The sequence below is a fragment of the Streptomyces sp. NPDC104831 genome, assembly GCF_055583025.1.
Genome location: NZ_JBVJOT010000023.1, coordinates 52,540 through 68,366, shown reverse-complemented (window position 1 = coordinate 68,366; position 15,827 = coordinate 52,540). Strand labels below are relative to the sequence as shown.

General features: G+C 72.6%; 9 protein-coding genes, 1 tRNA gene and 1 pseudogene. 6 read left to right on the top strand and 5 right to left on the bottom strand.

The genetic code is table 11. The annotated features are described in order from the left end of the window. Positions 1-7: 7 nt before the first annotated feature. From ACZ63H_RS17650 to ACZ63H_RS17640, 3 genes are all read left to right on the top strand, one after another. Positions 8-835, top strand: coding sequence for an NAD(P)H-binding protein (locus tag ACZ63H_RS17650; RefSeq protein ID WP_469865932.1), 828 nt, complete (start codon positions 8-10; stop codon positions 833-835). 173 nt (positions 836-1,008) lie between these two features. Further along, the gene (locus ACZ63H_RS17645) at positions 1,009-2,385 is read left to right on the top strand and encodes a pyridoxal phosphate-dependent decarboxylase family protein (RefSeq protein ID WP_469865930.1); all 1,377 of its coding nucleotides are present in this window, start codon (positions 1,009-1,011) and stop codon (positions 2,383-2,385) included. After that, entirely contained in the window at positions 2,382-3,794 is a 1,413-nt protein-coding gene (locus ACZ63H_RS17640) for a lysine N(6)-hydroxylase/L-ornithine N(5)-oxygenase family protein (protein WP_469865928.1), read from the top strand. The genes ACZ63H_RS17645 and ACZ63H_RS17640 overlap by 4 nt, the downstream gene beginning before the upstream one ends. A gap of 151 nt (positions 3,795-3,945) precedes the next feature. On the opposite strand, the gene ACZ63H_RS17635 is transcribed toward ACZ63H_RS17640, so the two are convergent. Then, positions 3,946-5,760: a bifunctional metallophosphatase/5'-nucleotidase gene (locus ACZ63H_RS17635; protein WP_469865926.1), complete on the bottom strand. Its 1,815-nt coding sequence runs from the start codon at positions 5,758-5,760 to the stop codon at positions 3,946-3,948. 227 nt (positions 5,761-5,987) lie between these two features. Between ACZ63H_RS17635 and pyk the strand changes: the two genes are divergently transcribed. Continuing rightward, the gene (gene pyk, locus ACZ63H_RS17630) at positions 5,988-7,424 is read left to right on the top strand and encodes a pyruvate kinase (RefSeq protein ID WP_469865924.1); all 1,437 of its coding nucleotides are present in this window, start codon (positions 5,988-5,990) and stop codon (positions 7,422-7,424) included. A 16-nt stretch (positions 7,425-7,440) separates the two neighbouring features. On the opposite strand, the pseudogene ACZ63H_RS17625 reads toward pyk, so the two are convergent. Together ACZ63H_RS17625 and ACZ63H_RS17620 are read right to left on the bottom strand one after the other, a co-directional pair. Beyond that, positions 7,441-8,228 (bottom strand): annotated as a pseudogene (locus ACZ63H_RS17625) (helix-turn-helix domain-containing protein). An 84-nt stretch (positions 8,229-8,312) separates the two neighbouring features. Continuing rightward, positions 8,313-8,395, bottom strand: a tRNA-Leu gene (locus tag ACZ63H_RS17620). 96 nt (positions 8,396-8,491) lie between these two features. Here ACZ63H_RS17620 and ACZ63H_RS17615 point away from each other — a divergent pair. Next, entirely contained in the window at positions 8,492-9,151 is a 660-nt protein-coding gene (locus ACZ63H_RS17615; protein ID WP_469865922.1) for an ANTAR domain-containing response regulator, read from the top strand. 210 nt (positions 9,152-9,361) lie between these two features. Here ACZ63H_RS17615 and ACZ63H_RS17610 read toward each other — a convergent pair whose 3' ends face one another. Together ACZ63H_RS17610 and ACZ63H_RS17605 are read right to left on the bottom strand one after the other, a co-directional pair. Then, a complete protein-coding gene (locus tag ACZ63H_RS17610; RefSeq protein ID WP_469865921.1) occupies positions 9,362-9,853 on the bottom strand; it encodes a PaaI family thioesterase in 492 nt (163 codons plus the stop codon). Between the two features lie 48 nt (positions 9,854-9,901). After that, entirely contained in the window at positions 9,902-12,214 is a 2,313-nt protein-coding gene (locus ACZ63H_RS17605) for an FdhF/YdeP family oxidoreductase (protein WP_469865920.1), read from the bottom strand. Positions 12,215-12,995: 781 nt separating this feature from the next. On the opposite strand from ACZ63H_RS17605, the gene polA reads away from it, so the two are divergent. Further along, positions 12,996-15,722 carry a DNA polymerase I gene (polA, locus tag ACZ63H_RS17600; RefSeq protein ID WP_469865919.1) on the top strand — a complete coding sequence of 909 codons (2,727 nt, stop codon included), beginning with the start codon at positions 12,996-12,998 and terminating at the stop codon, positions 15,720-15,722. Positions 15,723-15,827 lie beyond the last annotated feature (105 nt).

Here is a 15,827-nt window from a genome sequence, read left to right as displayed (position 1 = left end):
CAACACCGTGATCGTAGTGACCGGAGCGACCGGCAACGTGGGCCGCGCCCTCGTCGACCGACTCCTCGCCGCGGGACAGCCCGTCCGGGCCCTGAGCAGGGACCCGCGGCGGGCCGCCCTGCCCGAGCGGGCCGAGGTGGCGCGGTTCCGCCCGGACGACCCCGCCGCCCTGTTCACCGGGGCCACCAAACTCTTCCTGTACGCCCAGGCCGTCACCGCCCCGCTGCTGGCGGCGGCCCGCGAACACGGCGTGCGCCACGCCGTCCTGCTCTCCAGCGGCCTCGTCCGGGAGGGCGCCGACGAGACCCACCCCATCCACGTCCTGCACGCCACCGCCGAGCGGCACATCCGCGACAGCGGGCTCGCCTGGACCTTCCTGCGGCCCAACGCCTTCGCCACCAACGCCCTCCAGTACGCCCCGCAGATCCGCGCGGGCGGCGACACCGTCCGCGGCGTGTACGCCGAGGGGCTGTCCGCGCCCATCCACGAGGACGACATCGCCGCCGTGGCCGAACGCGTCCTGCTCGACGACGGCCACCAGGGCGCCGCGCACCGGCTGACCGGACCCGCGGCGATCAGCAACGCCGGCCAGGTCGCCGCCATCGGCGACGCACTCGGCAGGAAACTGACGTTCACGGAGGTCGACCCGGCCGAGGCCGGCCCGGAGCTGTTCCCGTTCGTGCCGCCGCAGATGCTCGGCCGGCTGCTGGAGACGTTCGCGCAGACCGTCGGCGTGCCCCCGGAGATCACCGGCACCGTGGAAGAGATCACCGGCACCCCGGCCCGCGCCTTCGACCGCTGGGCGCGCGACCACGCCGGGGACTTCCGGGCCTGACCGGCCGGCCCCCGCCGTCCCTCCCGGCACGGCAGTACACACTTTCGGGTTCCGTTCGCCGGGCTTGCGGGACACGGGGCTCTCCTCCGGTACAAGCTGGGCACTCCACCCACACGCCATGTGCCCGGGCCCGGCGGGCCCGCCCGGCGTTCCCGTGCCCCGGAGGAGAGCCCATGACCGCCGAAGCGGCCCTGAGCACACCGCCGCTCGCCTCCGGCCCCGGCGGCCCCGAGGCCCTGCGCCCCCTCCTCGCCACCGTGCTCGACGCGCTCGCCGCCGGCGCCGCCGAGCGCGGCGGCCCGCTGCCCGCCGGCGGCCCGCGAGCCGTCACCGCACGCGTCGCCGCCGCCCTCGGCGACCCCCTGCCGGACACCGGCGACCCGGACGCCCTGCACACCCTCGTCCGCGCCCTCGCCGCGGGCGCCGCCGACCCCGCCGACCCGCTGTGCGCCGCCCACCTGCACTGCCCGCCGCTCGCCGTCGCCACCGCCGCCGACCTCGCCGCCAGCGCCCTCAACCCCTCCCTCGACTCCTGGGACCAGGCCCCGGCCGCCTCCGCCCTGGAAGCCGCGGTCACCCGCGCCCTCGCCCGCACCGCCGGCCTCACCGACGCCCTCGTCACCACCGGCGGCACCGAGTCCAACCAACTCGCCCTGCTGCTCGCCCGCGAGGCCCACGGCAGCGGCGTCCGCCTCGTCTGCTGCGCCGGCGCCCACCACTCGCTGCCCCGCGCCGCCTGGCTGCTCGGCCTGCCCGCCCCGGTCGTCCTCCCCGCCCCCCGCGGCACCCTGGACCCGGCCGCCCTCGCCGAGACCCTCACCACGCTCCCCGGCCCGCTGCTGGTCGCCGCCACCGCCGGCACCACCGACGCCGGCCTCGTCGACCCCCTGCCCGAGATCGCCGCCCTGTGCGCCGCCCACGGCGCCCGCCTGCACATCGACGCGGCCTACGGCGGCGGCCTGCTCTTCAGCGACCGGCACCGCCACCTCCTCACCGGACTCGACGCCGCCCACACCGTCACCCTCGACCTGCACAAACTCGGCTGGCAACCGGCCGCCGCCGGCCTCCTCGCCGTCGCCCGCCCCGACGAGCTGACCACCCTCCACCAGCGCGCGGACTACCTGAACGCCGCCGACGACACCGAGGCCGGCCTGCCCGACCTGCTCGGCCGCTCCCCGCGCACCACCCGCCGCCCCGACATCCTGAAGATCGCCGTCACCCTGCGGACACTGGGCCGCGCCGGCCTCGGCGCCCTGACCGACCAGGTCTGCGCCCACGCCCGTGAACTCGCCGCCCTGATCGACCGGCACCCCGGCTTCGAGCTGTACGACCGCCCCGTCATCAGCACCGTCCTGTTCCGCCCCGCCGGAGCCGACGACGACGCCGTGGCCGCCGTCCGCCGCGGACTCCTGCACGAGGGCCGGGCCGTGCTCGGCCGGGCCCGGCTCGCCGGCCGGCTCTGGCTCAAGGCCACCGTCCTCAACCCCCGAACCCGGCCGGACGACCTGGCCCGCCTGCTCGCACTCGTCGAAGGAAGCACCCCCGGATGACCCACCCCCCACGCCACGAGCCGACCTCCCCACGCGACCTCGTCGGCATCGGCATCGGCCCCTGCAACCTCTCCCTGGCCGCCCTCGCCCACCCGCTCGCCGAACTCGACGCCGTCTTCTACGAACAACGCCCCGGCTTCGCCTGGCACCCCGGACTGCTCATCGAGGGCGCCACCCTCCAGGTGCCGTTCCTCGCCGACCTCGTCACCCTCGCCGACCCCACCAGCCCCTGGAGCTTCCTCAGCTACCTCAGGCACCACGAACGCCTCTTCCCCTTCTACTTCGCCGAGCGCTTCCACATCCAGCGCGCCGAGTACGACGCCTACTGCCGCTGGGCCGCCCGGCAACTGCCCGGCCTGCGCTTCCGCCACCAGGTCGACGCCGTCCGCTGGAACCCCGAACGGGACGTGTTCGAGGTCGACTTCACCCAGCTCGGCGCCGACGGCGAGGCCGAGGCCCTCGGCCGCACCCACACCCGCAACATCGTCCTCGGCATCGGCACCGCCCCCCACGTACCCGACGCCCTCCAGCCCCTGGTGGACGCGCCCGGCGTACCCGTCCTGCACGCCGCCGACTACCTCGACCACCGCGACACCGTCCTCGCCGCCGGGCACGTCACCGTGGTCGGCTCCGGACAGTCCGGCGCCGAGGTCTTCCTCGACCTGCTGCGGCACCGCCCGGCCGGCCGGGAAGGACTGCACTGGATCGGCCGTACCGAGGCGTTCGCCCCCATGGAGTACTCCAAACTCGGCCTGGAGCACTTCACCCCCGACTACACCCGCTACTTCCACGCACTCGCCGAACCCGTCCGCGACCGCCTCCTCGCCGCCCAGTGGCAGCTGTACAAGGGCATCGACGCCGGCACCCTCGCCGCCATCCACGACGAGCTGTACCGGCGCACCCTGGACGGCGGCTGGCCCGACGCCGTCCTCACCCCCGGCGTCCGCGTCCGCACCGCCGGCCGGATCGCCGCCACCAGGATCGAGCTGCACCTGGAACACCTCCAGCAGGGCAGCCGCTCCCGGCTCGCCACCGACGCCGTCGTCCTCGCCACCGGCTACCGCGAACGCCCCCTCGGCCGCCTCCTCGCCGGACTCGACCCCTACATCCGCCGCGACAGCAGCGAACGCCCCCGCGTGGACGAGGAGTTCCGCCTCGTCCTGGACCCCTCGGTCACCGGCTCGGTCTACGTCCAGAACGCCGAACTGCACACCCACGGCGTCGGCGCCCCCGACCTCGGCCTCGCCGCCTGGCGCAGCGCCGCCATCCTCAACTCCCTCACCGGAAAGGAGACCTACCCACTGCCCTCCCGGACCGCCTTCACCTCCTTCGGTCTGGAGGACCCCGCGGACCGGGTGCCACAGGCCCGGCAGCCCACGCGGCTCACCCCGCTCGTCGACGGACCGTGACCGGCCGGAACGCGCCACCCCGCGACGCCGCTGGGGCCCACCACGACCACCGCCCGGACCGCCCGGCCCCGTCCTCGACGCCGGCGCCAAGGCCATTGCCGACGCCGACGCCGTCGACCTTTCCCTGCTGGAGCCGTGGACGGAGCGGCGCCTAGAACACCGGCGTGCCGCCCCGCACCAGCCTCCAGTCCACCGACGCGAAGTCCTTCGGGTCCAGCACTCCCTTCGCGGTCACCCACTCCGCGATCCGGGTGCGGATCTCCGTCGACTCCGACCACAGCTCCTTGGCCGTGGCGACGTGCGGGAAGGCACCGCCGCCATTGGCCCGGTAGTTGTTCACCGCGAGCACGAACCGCTGGGCGTCGTCCAGCGCGGCCCCCTGGAAGGTCAGGTTCCTGATCCGCGAGCCGGCCGGCTGGGCGATGTCGATGTCGTACGACAGACCCGACACATAGTCGTAGTTGTAGTCCGGCCGCCCGCCGGCGTTGGTCAGCTTCTCCACGTCGACCGCGGCACCGGGGGCCGTCTGGACGTAGTACTCCGCCGAGTACTCCAGGTACGCACGGACCTGCGCACCCGTCAGCAACTTGGCGACCAGCGTGTTGTCGTAGACGTACAGGCTCGACAGGTCCCGGATCGTCACCTCGCCGGCCGGGATCTGAGAGGTCCGGGAGAACGGCGAGGCCTGGGCGATCACCGGCAGCGACGCGTACTCCGTGCCCGCCAGCGCCGCCTTGACCACGTCCTCCTGGACCTTGGTGATCAGGTCGATGATCGGGACGTCCTTGTAGCGGGCCTCGACCGTCGTCAGCGTCTCGGTCGCCCGGCCGACGACCTGGTTGACGTACGCGACGACCTTCTTGTGCTGGTCGGCGAGCAGCCGGGTGATCTCCGGGTCGTCGGCGACGGTGCCGGAGTCGCGCAGGGACGCGGAGACCGACTCGACCTCCCAGCGGCCCTTGCGGAACACCAGCTCGATGTCGAAGAGGGTGAGCCGCTCGGCGTAGCACAGCGGCTCGGACAGGACGACGGTCCTGCCGGTCTCCTCGTTGACGACCTTCAGCTCCGGGATCTCCACGTGCGCGTGACCCACCAGGATCGCGTCGATCCCCGGCACCTTCCGGGCCACCTCGGCCGCCGCGTTCTCCAGGTACGGCACCTGGTCCCCGTACGAGGAGGTGCCCGAGGTACCCGAGTGCGCCGAGACCACGACCACGTCGGCGCCCATGGACCTCAGCTTCGGCACCCACTTGGCGGCCTGCTCCTCCAGCCCCGGGAACGCCAGTCTGCCCTGGACGTAGGCCTTGTCCCAGATCGCGATGCCGGGGTTGGTCAGGCCGAGGACGGCGACCTTGACCGGCATGGCGCCGGGCACGTGGAAGGTCTTCATGAAGTACGGCGGGAAGGCCGGCCGCAGCGTCTTCGCGTCCACCGCGTTGGCGCCGAGCAGCGGGAAGTCCAGCTGGTCCTCGAACTTCCGCAGCGTCTCGATGCCGTAGTTGAACTCGTGGTTGCCGAGGGCCGCCGCGTCGTACCCGATCGCGTTCATCGCCCGCGCCATCGGATGCACCGGGCCGCCCTTGGCGGTGATCGGGTCGACCTTGGCGTAGTAATAGGCCAGCGGGGTGCCCTGGATGGTGTCACCGGCGTCCAGCAGCAGGGTGTTGCGGCGGCCCTTCTCCTCGCGCACCTGGTTCACCAGGGTGGCGACCCGGGCGAGGCCCATCGCGTTGCCCGCCTTGTCGGAGTACTCCGCGTCCTTGAAGTAGTCCCAGTTGAAGACGTGACCGTGCAGGTCGGTGGTGCCCATGACGGTCAGCGAGTGCCGCTTCAGGGGGTGCCCGGGACGTCCGGGACCGTGCTCCTGCGCCGCCTCGGCCGCCGGGGCCGCCGCCGCACCGGCGACCGCCACTCCCGCTCCGGTGGCGGCGGACTTCTTCAGGAACTTGCGGCGGTTCAACGGCATCTCTCGGTCTCCTCGGCGGTGTGGACAACGCGCGTAGATTCTGACCTGAGCACCACTTACGGCAACAGGGCCGGAAGGTTGCGATCTGGTGACCTGTTCACCGGCCACGCTCATCGGAGCGACTTCCCGCACAGTTAAACACTTGTCAAAAACCCTTCGCCCAAAGTCCGTTGAGTAGTCATACGCCGCCAATTCCCTACCCACCGGTAAGCCCTAGGCTCGGACTCATGCGCCGAGCAAAGATCGTCTGTACATTGGGGCCCGCCACCGACTCGTACGACCAGATCAAGGCACTGGTCGAGGCCGGAATGGACGTCGCCCGGTTCAACCTCAGCCACGGCACGCACGCCGAGCACGAGGAGCGCTACCGGCGGGTGCGCAAGGCGGCCGACGAAACCGGCCGCAGCGTCGGCGTCCTCGCCGACCTTCAGGGCCCGAAGATCCGGCTCGGCCGCTTCGCCGAAGGGCCGGTACTCCTTGAACGCGGCGACACCTTCACCATCACCGTCGAGGACGGCGTCGAAGGCGACCGCCACCGGTGCGGCACCACCTACGCCGGCCTCGCCGCCGACGTCACCCCCGGCGAACGCGTCCTCGTCGACGACGGCAAGGTCTGCCTGGAGGTCACCGAGGTCGACGGCCCCCGCGTGCACACCCGGGTGATCGAAGGCGGCGTCGTCTCCGACCACAAGGGACTGAACCTCCCCGGCGTGGCCGTCTCCGTCCCCGCCCTGTCCAAGAAGGACGAGGACGACCTGCGCTGGGCGCTGCGCACCGGCTTCGACGTGGTCGCCCTCTCCTTCGTCCGCAGCGGCGACGACGCCCGCGACGTGCACCGGATCATGACCGAGGAAGGCCGCCGCCTCCCGGTCATCGCCAAGATCGAGAAACCGCAGGCCGTACGGAACCTCGACGGCATCGTGGCCGCCTTCGACGGACTGATGGTCGCGCGCGGCGACCTCGGCGTGGAAATGCCGCTGGAGCAGGTGCCGATCGTCCAGAAGCACGCCATCACCCTCGCCCGGCGCAACGCCAAACCCGTCATCGTCGCCACCCAGATGCTGGACTCGATGATCGAGAACTCCCGGCCGACCCGCGCCGAGGCCTCCGACGTGGCCAACGCGGTCCTGGACGGCACGGACGCGGTGATGCTCTCCGGGGAGACCAGCGTCGGCAAATACCCGGTCGCGACCGTCCGCACCATGGCGAAGATCGTCACGGCGGCGGAGGAGGACATGCTGGCCGAGGGGCTGCCGCCGCTGACCGAGCGCAGCAAGCCGCGCACCCAGGGCGGCGCGGTCGCCCGGGCCGCCGCCGACATGGGCGACTTCCTCGGCGCGAAGTTCCTGGTCGCGTTCACCCAGTCCGGGGACACCGCCCGCCGGCTCTCCCGCTACCGCTCGCCCATCCCGCTGCTCGCCTTCACCCCCGAGCCGGCCACCCGCTCCCAGCTCAGCCTCACGTGGGGCGCCGAGACCTTCCTCGGCCCGCACGTGGACTCCACGGACGCCATGGTCGACCAGGTCGACGAACTGCTGCTGAAGTACGGCCGCTGCCGGAAGGGCGACGTCGTCGTCATCACCGCGGGCTCCCCGCCCGGCGTCTCCGGCTCGACCAACATGGTCCGGGTCCACCACATCGGCGAGGACGACAGCCCGAAGTGACCCCCGGGGCCCCTGCTCAGTACTTGGGGCCCACGTGGGTGTCCATGAGGGCTACGGAGGCCCTGCGGGCGATGGAGATGCCGAAGGGGTCGTCGCCGCGGGCCAGGACGGTCCACTCGACGCCGACCAGGTCCAGGGCGTCCGTGAAGAGCCTCCTGATGTCGTCCGACTTGTTGGAGAAGAAGTAGCGCGGATACTCGTACCGCTTGCGCTCCCCGGCGACCGTGCGGGTCGTCCGGTTGGTGACACGGCAGCCGTCGGAGTGGATGAGGCCGCGGACGAACTCCCAAGGGTGGGCGCCGATTACGGCCCGCTGCCAGGGTTCGAGGATGATGGAGCGCTCGTGCTTCTTGCCCGCGCCGTGCTGAGGGAAAAGGCAATGCAGGTGCTGCGAGTAGACCTTCACGTTGTGGCAGCCCTTTTTCCGGACACGGCAGACCGAGTTTCCGGGAAACACGGCACGCATGGCGCGCTCGCACGCGTCCATGAGGCCGGCCCACGCGTCCGAGCAAGTGATCATGAGGTTGGGCGTTCGGTGCCCGGAGCAACGGCTGACGTGGCCGTCGCCGAGATAGAGCCCCAGCAAGTAGCTGTAGGCCGCTTCGTCGAGCGGGCGGCCGTCGCAGCGCGGGCAGCGGGGACGGTGCCGTCCCGGGCACTCCCCGCGCCGGGCCCGGTCGAGATGCTTCCAGTAGCTGATCGTTCCGTGGGCACGTTCAGCTTCCGCGCCACGTCCGCGTTCTTCGCGCCGGCGCGAAGGAGCACCAGGGCCTCGTGTCGCACATCGGTGCCATGGAGATGCATACGGACACTCTGAGTGAGCGTCCCCTCGTCGGCGCACAGCGAAAAGCGGAGAATCACGCGAACGTGAGTCTCCGCTTCGAGGGGTGCCGGGTGCGGGATTCGAACCCGCAAGCCCTTTCAGGCAGAGGTGTTTGAGACCTCCGTGTATGCCGTTCCACCAACCCGGCAGGCACTGCGCAGAGTGTACCGGGTCATCGTACGCCGTCGCTGCTAGGTAGGCTCTTGAGGAGCAGTACCTGCCTGCCCTGGACCAAGGAGCCTCAGTGACCGCCCCCGAGTCGCCCCAGCCCGTAGACGTGACCGACGACGACAAGTCGCACGTGCCTCCGCTGACGACCCGTGTCGTCATCGCCGAGGACGAGGCCCTGATCCGGCTCGATCTCAAAGAGATGCTGGAGGAGGAGGGGTACACCGTCGTCGGCGAGGCCGGAGACGGTGAGCAGGCCGTCGAGCTGGCCCGCGAGCACAAGCCCGACCTGGTCATCCTCGACGTGAAGATGCCCAAGCTCGACGGCATCTCCGCGGCCGAGAAGATCGCCGAGGAGTCCATCGCGCCCGTCCTGATGCTCACCGCCTTCTCCCAGCGCGACCTCGTGGAGCGCGCCCGGGACGCCGGTGCCATGGCCTACCTGGTCAAGCCCTTCAGCAAGAGCGACGTCGTCCCGGCCATCGAGATGGCCGTCTCGCGGTTCGCGGAGCTGAAGCAGCTGGAGCAGGAGGTCGCCGACCTCAGCCAGCGGCTGGAGACCCGCAAGCTGGTCGACCGGGCGAAGTCCATCCTGCAGACCGAGTACGGCCTGACCGAGCCGGCCGCGTTCCGCTGGATCCAGAAGACCTCCATGGACCGCCGCATGTCGATGCAGCAGGTCGCCGAGGCGGTCATCGCGGACAACGAGGAGAAGAAGGCGGCCAAGAAGGGCTGAGCGCCTCCGCCGCGGCACGGCCCGCGTCCCCGGGGAGGGGGCGCGGGCCTCGTCGTGTCCGGGCGGCCCGGTCCTCACCCGGGCACGCCTCGCGTACCGACGCGTCGTGCGGCGGGTTCCGGCCCGGCGCGGTGGAGGCCGGAGCCGTGCGGGAGGGGGCGGGAGCCTTCCTCGGCGCGGGCGGGGCGGCCGGGCGGGGAGGGGCCGGGGTCAGCTCGTGGCCGGCCGGGCGGAGGGTTCGTCGGCCGGGCGGGCGTCCCGGAGCAGGCAGGTCAGGCGGGCGGAGCAGACCCGGCGGCCCTGCTCGTCGCTGATCACGATCTCGTACGTCGCCGTCGAACGGCCCCGGTGCACCGGCGTCGCCACGCCCGTCACCAGGCCCGAGCGGACCCCGCGGTGATGGGTGCAGTTCAGGTCCACACCGACCGCTATCTTCGAGACGCCCCCGTGCAGCATGGAGCCGACCGAGCCGAGCGTCTCCGCCAGCACCGCGGAGGCGCCGCCGTGCAGCAGGCCGTACGGCTGGGTGTTGCCCTCCACCGGCATGGTCCCGACCACCCTGTCCGCCGAGGCCTCCAGGATCTGCACGCCCATGCGCGTGCCGAGGTGGCCGGCCGAGAACAGGGCGGGCAGGTCCACGCCGAGCGCGGCGTACTCGTCGACGACCTGCTGCGGGAACTTCACTTGCTGCTGCTCACCCATGGGCCCGGCTCCGTCCGTCGTCCGCCACTCTGCTCGCTGAGCAAACGCTCACTCGGCCGCCGATTGTTCCAGACGGCCGGCCGCGTCCCCCGTGTGGGCTTCGAGGCGGACGACGACGGACTTGCTGGCCGGGGTGTTGCTGGTGTCGGCGGTCGCGTCCAGCGGCACCAGGACGTTCGTCTCGGGGTAGTACGCCGCCGCGCACCCCCGGGCCGTCGGGTACGGCACCACCCGGAAGCCGGGCGCCCGCCGCTCCACCCCGTCCTGCCACTCGCCGACCAGGTCGACGTACGCCCCCTCGGCGAATCCGAGCGCCCGCGCGTCCTCGGGGTGCACCAGCACCACCCGGCGCCCGCCCTTGATGCCGCGGTAGCGGTCGTCCAGGCCGTAGATCGTGGTGTTGTACTGGTCGTGCGAGCGCAGGGTCTGCAGCAGCAGCCGGCCCTCGGGCAGTGCGGGGTATTCCACGGGCGCGGCCGTGAAGTTGGCCTTGCCGGTGGCGGTCGGGAAGCGGCGCTCGTCGCGCGGGGCGTGCGGCAGCGCGAAGCCGCCGGGCCGGGCCACGCGCGCGTTGAAGTCCTCGAAGCCGGGGATCACGCGCGCGATGCGGTCCCGGATCGCGCCGTAGTCCTCGGCGAACTCCTCCCACGGCACGACACTGCGCGCGCCCAGCACCCGGCGCGCCAGGCCGCAGACGATGGCCGGCTCGGACCTCAGGTGCGGGCTCGCGGGGGCCAGGCGTCCGCGTGAGGCGTGCACCATGCCCATGGAGTCCTCGACCGTCACGAACTGCTCGCCGCCGGCCCGCACGTCGCGTTCGGTCCGGCCGAGGGTGGGCAGGATCAGCGCCCGGGCGCCCGTGACCACGTGCGAGCGGTTCAGTTTGGTCGACACGTGCACGGTCAGCCGTGCCCGGCGCATGGCCGCCTCGGTGACCTCGGTGTCGGGGGAGGCGGACACGAAGTTGCCGCCCATGGCGAAGAAGACCTTCGCCGTGCCGTCGCGCAGCGCGCGGATGGCCCGGACGACGTCGAGGCCGTGCTCGCGCGGCGGCGTGAACCCGAACTCCTTCTCCAGGGCGTCCAGGAAAGCCGGGGCGGGCCTTTCGAAGATGCCCATGGTGCGGTCGCCCTGGACGTTGCTGTGTCCGCGCACCGGGCACACGCCCGCGCCCGGGCGGCCGATGTTGCCGCGCAGCAGCAGGAAGTTGACCACTTCCCGGATGGTGGGGACCGAGTGCTTGTGCTGGGTGAGGCCCATGGCCCAGCACACGATCGTCCGCTTCGAGGCCAGGACCATGGCGAGGGCCCGCTCGATCTCCGCGCGGGTGAGGCCGGTCGCGGTCAGCGTCTCGTCCCAGTCGGCGGCACGCGCGGCGCTCGCGAACTCCTCGAAGCCGTGGGTGTGCTCGCGGACGAACTCCTCGTCGACCGCGCCCTTCGTCTGCAGGATCAGCTTGTTCAGGAGCCGGAAGAGGGCCTGGTCGCCGCCGATGCGGATCTGGAGGAAGAGGTCGGTGAGGGCGGCGCCGCGGAGCACGCCCTGCGGGGTCTGCGGGTTCTTGAAGCGCTCCAGGCCCGCCTCGGGCAGCGGATTGACGCTGATGATCTTCGCGCCGTTCGCCTTGGCCTTCTCCAGCGCGGAGAGCATGCGGGGGTGGTTCGTGCCCGGGTTCTGGCCCGCCACGATGATCAGATCGGCCTGGTACAGGTCCTCCAGCAGGACGCTGCCCTTGCCGATCCCGATGGTCTCGCCGAGCGCCGACCCGGACGACTCGTGGCACATGTTCGAGCAGTCCGGCAGGTTGTTGGTGCCCAGCTCGCGCGCGAAGAGCTGGTACAGGAACGCGGCCTCGTTGCTGGTGCGGCCGGAGGTGTAGAAGACGGCCTCGTCCGGGGAGCCGAGGGCGGCGATCTCCTCGGCGATGATGTCGAAGGCCCGCTCCCAGGAGACCGGCTCGTAGTGCGTGCCGCCCTCGGGGAGGTACACGGGGTGGGTGAGCCGGCCCTGCTGGCCGAGCCAGTAGCCGCTGCGGCCGGACAGGTCGGCGACGGAGTGGGCGGCGAAGAACTCCGGGGTGACCCGGCGCAGCGTGGCCTCCTCGGCGACCGCCTTGGCGCCGTTCTCGCAGAACTCGGCCGCGTGCCGGTGGTCCGGCTCCGGCCAGGCGCAGCCCGGGCAGTCGAAGCCGTCCTTCTGGTTCACGCGCAGCAGCGTGAGCGCGGTGCGCTTCACGCCCATCTGCCGCTGGGCGACGCGCAGCGTGTGCCGGATGGCAGGCAGCCCCGCCGCCGCGTGCTTCGGCTCCGCGACCTGCGGCGCGTCCTGGACCGGATCACCCTTCGGCGGCTTCGTCGCCATCGCGCGCTCCCCTTCGACTGCGTGTGAGAAGTACCGCCGACGATCCTCCCACGGGGGACCGACATCGATACCGGCCGGGCGTGCGAAGGCGGTGTTCCTCGCGAGCGCGCGCACGTGCCCTGCACCACCCCTTGCCGACGGCCGGCCCCGCCGGCCCCGACCCTCCTCCGGTACTAGCGGCCCCGGGGCCCCACCACCGCCGCCGGCACCGGTCCGGCGCCGCCCGGCGCACCCCCGCACCGCCTCGGCACGGCTTGCCGCCGTCCCTGTACGGCGGCACCGCCGGCCCCCCCCGGGCCCCCGGCCCCCTCGGCACCGCCGGCCTGGGCACCCCTTCCGCACCGGTCCGGCGCCGCCCGGCACACCCCCGCACCGCCCCGGCACGGCTTGCCGCCGTCCCTGTACGGCGGCACCGCCGGCCCCCCCCCGGGCCCCCGGCCCCCTCGGCACCGCCGACCTCGGCACCCGTTCCGCGCCGGTCCGGCGCCACCCGGCGTACCCCCGCACCGCCTCGGCGCGACCTGGCGCCGTCCCTGTACGGCGGCACCGCCGGCCCCCGGCCCCCCTCCGGCACTACCGGCCCCGGCCCCGCCGCCGGCACCGATCCGGAACCGCCGTCGGCACCGGCCCGGCGCACCCCCGCACCGCCCCGGCACGGCCTGGTGCCGCCCCCGTACGCTCCCGCGCCGTCCCGTTCCCCGGGGCCGTGCCCGCACCCGTCGCGGGCGGGTGGTCCGGTGGGCGGTCCGGGTTGTCGGTGGCTCGTGGCAGGATCGGTGGCGTGGCAGAGACAGCACCGAAGCAGACCGACAAGACCCCCGGCGGCACCCGTCCCCGGCTGATGCTCATGGACGGGCACTCGCTGGCCTACCGCGCGTTCTTCGCGCTGCCCGCGGAGAACTTCACGACCGCGACCGGCCAGCCGACGAACGCGATCTACGGCTTCGCGTCGATGCTGGCCAACACCCTGCGTGACGAGGCGCCCACGCACTTCGCGGCGGCCTTCGACGTCTCCCGCAAGACCTGGCGCTCGGAGCGGTTCACCGAGTACAAGGCGAACCGCTCCAAGACCCCGGACGAGTTCAAGGGCCAGGTCGAGCTGATCGGCGAGCTGCTCGACGCGATGCACGCCCCGCGCTTCGCCGTCGAGGGGTACGAGGCGGACGACATCATCGCCACCCTCGCCACGCGGGCCGAGGCCGAGGGCTTCGACGTGCTGATCGTCACCGGCGACCGCGACTCCTTCCAGCTGGTCACCGAGAACATCACCGTGCTCTACCCCACGAAGGGCGTCTCGGAGCTGACCCGGTTCACTCCGGAGAAGGTTTTCGAGAAGTACGGCTTGACGCCCGCCCAGTACCCGGACTTCGCGGCCCTGCGCGGCGACCCGTCCGACAACCTCCCCGGCATCCCCGGCGTGGGCGAGAAGACCGCCGCGAAGTGGATCAACCAGTTCGGCTCGTTCGCCGAGCTGGTCGAGCGCGTCGACGAGGTCAAGGGCAAGGCGGGCCAGAACCTCCGGGACCACCTGGAGTCCGTCAAGCTCAACCGCGTCCTCACCGAGCTGGAGCGGCAGGTCGAGCTGCCCGGGACGGTCGCCGACCTGGAGCGGGCCCCGTACGACCGCAAGGCCGTGTCGATGGTCCTGGACACCCTGGAGATCCGCAACCCGTCCCTGCGCGAGCGCCTCTTCGCCGTCGACCCCGGCACGGAGGAGACCGAGACCGCCCCGGTCACGGCCGACGGCGTCGAGATCGACGGCACGATCCTGCGCACCGGCGAGCTGGCCCCCTGGCTCGCCGAGCACGGCGCCGGGCCGCTGGGCGTCGCCACCGTCGGCACCTGGGCGCTGGGCACCGGCTCGGTCGCCGAGGTCGCGCTCGCCGCGGCCGGGGGAGCGGCGGCCTGGTTCGACCCGTCGGAGCTGGACGAGGCCGACGAGAACGCGTTCGCCGCCTGGCTGGCCGACGCCGGCCGGCCCAAGGTGTTCCACGACGTCAAGGGCGCCATGCGCGTCTTCGCCGAGCACGGCTGGCGCGTCGAGGGCGTCGGCATGGACACGGCGCTCGCCGCGTACCTGGTCAAGCCAGGCCGCCGCTCCTTCGACCTGGACGCGCTGTCCCTGGAGTACCTGCACCGCGAGCTGGCGCCCGCCGCCGCGGCCGACGGCCAGCTGGCCTTCGGCGCCGACGAGGGCGCCGAGGCGGAGGCGCTGATGATCCAGGCCCGCGCGGTGCTGGACCTGGGCGAGGCGTTCGAGGAGCGGCTGGCCGAGGTCGGCGCGGCGGACCTGCTCCGGGACATGGAGCTGCCCACCTCCGTGCTGCTCGCCCGCATGGAGCGGCACGGCATCGCGGCCGACCGGGCGCACCTGCAGGCGATGGAGCAGATGTTCGCGGGCGCGGTGCAGCAGGCCGTGAAGGAGGCGCACGCGGCGGCCGGCCGCGAGTTCAACCTGGGCTCGCCCAAGCAGCTCCAGGAGGTCCTCTTCGGGGAGCTGGCGCTGCCGAAGACGAAGAAGACCAAGACCGGCTACACCACCGACGCCGACGCCCTGGCCTGGCTCGCCACCCAGACCGACAACGAGCTGCCGGTGATCATGCTCCGCCACCGTGAGCAGGCGAAGCTCCGGGTGACCGTCGAGGGCCTGATCAAGACGATCGCGGGTGACGGCCGCATCCACACCACGTTCAACCAGACGGTGGCCGCGACCGGGCGCCTGTCCTCCACGGACCCGAACCTGCAGAACATCCCCGTGCGCACCGACGAGGGCCGGGCGATCCGCCGGGGCTTCGTGGTCGGCGAGGGCTTCGAGTCGCTGATGACCGCGGACTACAGCCAGATCGAGCTGCGCGTGATGGCCCACCTGTCCGAGGACGAGGGCCTGATCCGGGCGTTCACCTCCGGCGAGGACCTGCACACCACGGCCGCCTCCCAGGTGTTCGGGGTCGAGCCGGGCGCGGTGGACGCGGAGATGCGCCGCAAGATCAAGGCGATGTCGTACGGCCTGGCCTACGGCCTGTCCGCGTTCGGCCTGTCGCAGCAGCTGAACATCGACGCGGGCGAGGCCCGGGCACTGATGGACGCCTACTTCGAACGCTTCGGCGGGGTGCGGGACTATCTGCGCCGGGCGGTCGACGATGCCCGCGCCACCGGTTACACGGCGACGCTGTTCGGCCGCCGCCGCTACCTGCCCGACCTCAACAGCGACAACCGCCAGCGCCGCGAGGCGGCGGAGCGCATGGCCCTCAACGCGCCCATCCAGGGCACGGCGGCGGACATCGTGAAGATCGCCATGCTGAAGGTGGACGACGCGCTGCGGGCGGCGGACCTGAAGTCCCGCATGCTCCTCCAGGTCCACGACGAAATCGTGCTGGAGATCGCCCCCGGCGAGCGAGCGGCCGCGGAGGAGCTCGTCCGCCGCGAGATGGCGGACGCCGTCCACCTGAGGGCGCCCCTGGACGTCTCGGTCGGCGTCGGCCCGGACTGGGAATCGGCGGCGCACTGATCCACGGCGGGCGGCGGAGAACGGGCTCACGACCGGAGCACCCACACCCCGGTCCGGGCGTCTTCTCCGCCGCCGCGGCCGCCGCGCCCGTCCGCACGTGTTGCC

Excerpts from the sequence above, each read along its gene's own strand:
- pyk (WP_469865924.1), top strand. The coding sequence starts at position 5,988 with ATGCGCCGAGCAAAGATCGTCTGTACATTGGGGCCCGCCACCGACTCG.
- ACZ63H_RS17640 (WP_469865928.1), top strand. The coding sequence starts at position 2,382 with ATGACCCACCCCCCACGCCACGAGCCGACCTCCCCACGCGACCTCGTC.
- ACZ63H_RS17610 (WP_469865921.1), bottom strand. The coding sequence starts at position 9,853 with ATGGGTGAGCAGCAGCAAGTGAAGTTCCCGCAGCAGGTCGTCGACGAG.
- ACZ63H_RS17645 (WP_469865930.1), top strand. The coding sequence starts at position 1,009 with ATGACCGCCGAAGCGGCCCTGAGCACACCGCCGCTCGCCTCCGGCCCC.
- ACZ63H_RS17605 (WP_469865920.1), bottom strand. The coding sequence starts at position 12,214 with ATGGCGACGAAGCCGCCGAAGGGTGATCCGGTCCAGGACGCGCCGCAG.
- ACZ63H_RS17635 (WP_469865926.1), bottom strand. The coding sequence starts at position 5,760 with ATGCCGTTGAACCGCCGCAAGTTCCTGAAGAAGTCCGCCGCCACCGGA.